Raw genomic sequence first — 2,643 nt, 5'->3', positions numbered from 1 at the left:
AATTTGTAGAATTTTTGATGTAAGTATGCCATGGCTGCTAGATTTTATTAATTTCATTATCAATGATTTGCCTGAGGATTTAAATGCACAAGTCACATGTTGTGAGAAAGATGAATTGAAAGTGGCTAAACTTGAAGTAGATGAGCTATGGAGTTTTGTAGGAAATAAGAAAAATGATCAGTGGTTATGGCTCATCTTGCATAAAAAAAGTCGCCAAGTGCTTGCTATGCAAGTGGGTCCTCGAGATAAAAAAACCGCTGAGCTTCTTTTTGCAAAACTACCCGAATCATTAAAAAAAAAGCCCTCTATTTCACTGATAAGTTTAATGTCTATTATGAAACCATTCCTTGGAGTCAACATCAACCAGTTAGCAAGCAATCTGGTCAGACAAGTTACATTGAAAGATTTAATTGTACTCTCAGACAAAGATGTGCAAGACTTGTAAGGAAAACACTTTCATTTTCTAAAAAACTAACTAATCACATTGGGTTAATAAAATACTTTATTTGTGATTACAATAGGCAATTGAGAGCCTTACCTATTTAGCACTACCCAAAAATAAGCTATATGAATCATCTTTGAATACCTTCTCAAAACAGTTTCTTTTCACTATGTTCTTTTGAATTGTTAAATTCATTGATGAATAAATATTGTCTTTATAGCTTTCGACTATGTTTTTTCGACTGGAATTACCACAGACATTAAAAACTTCTTTTGACTTTTATGAAGCAGATTTGAGATCTTCTAGGAAATCATTTAAATGTACTGGCATATTTAATACTTCACTAAATTTTAAAATAAATCATTTTTGTGAAATGACATAAAAAATTTATGTTCTATCCGCTTTGCTATAACTAAAGATATAGACCTAAATTTTTTATTTCTTTTGAATTGGCATTAGCACAAGTTCTAGGCAAAAAATGGATTGATAATGATTCATAGCTAACTGAGAAAGGCTTGAATAGGATTGAGTTAATCTAAATTTAAAAAATATTTTCAAATTTAGATTAACCAAAACAAAAAGTTTTATTTTGTCTCTATTGGTGGATAATATTTTTCTATCTTATTTTTTAGTTCTTTTAACTTTCTTCCTTCAGCTTCAATTTCTGTATCAGTTATCGTAGATTTATTAAGAAGCTCTTGTTCTTTAAGCGTTATATTTCTTGTGGAAATAGCATCGTTATAACGAGGAAAAAGGTATGAAAATAGTCTATCTGATACACTCATTGTCTCAAAATTCTTAACTTTTTTCTCCAAAATGGTATTTTTATCCTTAAGAATAGAACATTGATTTAAAATGTTAGCACTTGTATTTAAAGATTCTTCTGTATCGCGTGCAAGAGGTCTAAAATCTTCTAAGAAACTTTTATGATCCTCTAGTAATTTTTGTATCCCTAATTTATGCTCTCGCTTTTCTATTTTATGCTCTTGCATAAGTTCTTTCATTAACTCAAGAGAGGTTTTTTTTTCAGAAGTATGTTTTTTAGTAAATTCTTCTACTTCTTCTTGGGCACCGGCTAAACTATAATTTTTAACCAGTTTGTTCACATCAAGAATTTTACTAGGGTCCATAGGACATGTAAATGGAGTTCCTCTTGCAATTGCACTGTTATAAATTTGCATGATTGCTTCTTGTTCAAATGTATGTCCACATTCATCTACAACCGGATCTACAAATGGGCTGAGAGTAATAGGGCAATTAAAAGATGTAAAAATTACTTCTTCTTCAACAGGAAGTATATTCTTGGCTATGACAGAAATTTTATTCTCGGAAGTAAGAGAACAATTATTCATTTCACATACATTTTCTTCCCACACAACTTCTTTTGGTTGATTTAAAGAATCAACGGAATTACACATTGAAGAATTTAAATTTATTGACATATTTAACACTCCTATAAAATTTAAAATAAAATGTTTCTCTGAAATGAGATAAAAACCATATTTTATTACGCTTTACCTTACTTAATCTAGATAAACAACAAAGCTTTAAATTTAATTTAGAAAAGTAATTGTTATATAATTGCTTATTCATAGTTATCAAAGGATATCTATATGAGCAATACAAAAACTTTTCCTTTTTTTTATCAATCTTTTTTTAAAAAAATGATAAATAGATGGCAATTGTTTAATCAAATTATATATCCTTAGCTGTGGTTTTTTTAATTTATGTTAAAATGAAAAGAAAAAGGAGAAAGTACGCGAAATAATTAGTTTTTTTGAAATTTTGTAACAATGATTGTGGTGTATTACAACAAAGTTTGTAGGCTTTCGTTTTTTCACGTAGAACATGAAGAGTATAAAATTAACAAATTACAATTATTTGAAGGCTGCGTATCTATCCGAATGATTGCCAACCATTCCTTTCAAAGGCGTTTTTTCACCTTCTTCTTTGTAAATTTTACTCAGTTTATTTTTTGCATACTGAATGAGCTGAAGGAGTATAATCAATAGTATTGGATGTCTGGAAAGATGGTAAGTCTGATTTTTATTAAATCTGACATTGCCCCATAATTAGGTCCATTTTAAAATAGAAAATTTTACTACCTATGCATTAATTGTTTTTAGCTCGTAAGTCTTTCTAAATTCTTCCGGAGAAAGACCATCTAGCGCGCTATGAGGACGCCATTTATTATAGTCTTC

General features: G+C 29.3%; 1 protein-coding gene and 1 pseudogene. One reads left to right on the top strand and one right to left on the bottom strand.

The features are described from left to right. A pseudogene (locus TY19_RS11820) lies at window positions 1–546 on the top strand (IS1 family transposase); the annotation flags it as partial. 480 nt (window positions 547–1,026) lie between these two features. Here TY19_RS11820 and TY19_RS08300 read toward each other — a convergent pair. Beyond that, on the bottom strand, window positions 1,027–1,884 hold the full coding sequence (locus TY19_RS08300) for an NSE2 family E3 SUMO-protein ligase (RefSeq protein WP_042281694.1): 858 nt from the start codon (window positions 1,882–1,884) through the stop codon (window positions 1,027–1,029). Between the last annotated feature and the right edge of the window lie 759 nt (window positions 1,885–2,643).

This window comes from Candidatus Protochlamydia sp. R18, from assembly GCF_000648255.1.
Classification (GTDB): Bacteria; Chlamydiota; Chlamydiia; order Chlamydiales; family Parachlamydiaceae; genus Protochlamydia; species Protochlamydia amoebophila.
This window is presented reverse-complemented; position numbering and strand designations above follow the sequence as displayed.